We start from the raw sequence: 1,386 nt of genomic DNA, 5'->3' as shown, positions 1-1,386 counted from the left end.
CTTTCCGCAGTATTTCACTTCTTGTCATGACTCCAGACGTTGGGAATAGGCTGGCTTTTATGAGGCAGGATATGGGTTTTGAGAGATGCGGTTTTGAATCTTCGATCTCCTGAAGCATGGGATGGGTCTGAAAAAATGAAGCAAGGATGACTTTCTCTGCGCGGTCAATATGTCTTTCATCACAAATAACAGTGCCTAATTCAGGATGGTTTTTGAATAATTCGAGCTGGATTTTAAGTTTGTTTGGGTGCCATGTGTCATCTGCATCAAGAAAGCATATGAAATCACCGGTAGCATTCATGATCCCTAAATTCCTGGCTGCGGAGACCCCTCTGTTTTCTGTGGAAATGTACTTTATCTTTGGTAGATAGGATTTTGCTTCACGTTCTGTGTTGTCCGTAGAGCCATCATTTATAACAATGATTTCAAGGTCTGCTTCAGTATTTTGATTAAGTGCGCTTTCTATGGATTTTCTAATAAATTCTTCTGCATTGTAAGCTGGGATAATTATAGATATTTTTTTCATGGGTGGAATGTTTTAATCTGAAAGTTCCGTTAAATAGGGTGCGTTATAATGAGCTTGGTATATTTTTATTTTAAAAGTCAAGTATTGCTGAATGACCTTGAATGTTTAGATGTCAATAGAGACTGGCATTATTTCACTACTGGCGTAAAGTGCTGGTGCTCACAGACTTATCTTCAACTTCGAAGCCGTGGTTATAATGTCAAAGCTGTTCATGTCCCGCCGGAGCGTGGTGTGGTTTGTTGCCATGCAGATGATCTTCATAGCCTTTTAACTCATCCTGCCTGCAGCGATGCGATATTAATAGTGTGCTTTCGAGCAGACAGGCCTCCCCAGCTCTATGCAGACTTTGAGGTTGTGCAAAACCAATGGAGCGCAAAAGATGCTCGTTGTTGCTTTATTCCACACTGGCCGCAGCCAAATCTTCTAAAGAGAGATGTTTCAAGATCAAATGTTAAAACTATTGGTTATAAAGGTGATATTGGAAACCTTCATCCTTGGTTTCATACTAAAGAATGGTTGTGTTTTATGAAAGATAATAATCTTATCTGGGATCTCGATACCAGTTCATGGGGTGGGGGGGTGATGTCTCACTTCACTCACTGGAATGACTATTCATCCGTTGATTTGGTTGTTTCGGTTAGAAAGGACTTAAGTAGTAACTCATATCATAAGCCTGCTAGTAAACTGATAAACGCCTGGCATGCAGGAGTGCCAGCAATATTAGGGTCAGAAATATCTTGTTCAGAATTGAGAATAACAGAGTTGGATTATGTGGAAATTAATGAGGTTCAGGAAATTAAAAGAGCCATTCTTGATTTAAAGGCTGATAATGACCGTTATCTGAAAATGATTGAAAATGG

At 39.7% G+C, this 1,386-nt stretch carries 2 protein-coding genes; one reads left to right on the top strand and one right to left on the bottom strand.

Annotated elements, in window-relative coordinates; all coding sequences use genetic code 11:
* Positions 1–526 (bottom strand): glycosyltransferase family 2 protein (locus LQ952_RS15800; protein ID WP_238623571.1); only part of this gene is annotated, 526 nt, incomplete at its 3' end.
* Positions 527–574: 48 nt separating this feature from the next.
* Between LQ952_RS15800 and LQ952_RS15795 the strand changes: the two genes are divergently transcribed.
* On the top strand, positions 575–1,386 hold an 812-nt coding region (locus LQ952_RS15795; RefSeq protein WP_238623570.1), incomplete at its 3' end, for a glycosyltransferase family protein.

This window comes from Ectothiorhodospira lacustris (assembly GCF_022227785.1).
Classification (GTDB): domain Bacteria; phylum Pseudomonadota; class Gammaproteobacteria; order Ectothiorhodospirales; family Ectothiorhodospiraceae; genus Ectothiorhodospira; species Ectothiorhodospira lacustris.
Note: the sequence above shows the minus strand (reverse complement) of the source record. Positions and strands in the feature narration are given on the sequence as shown.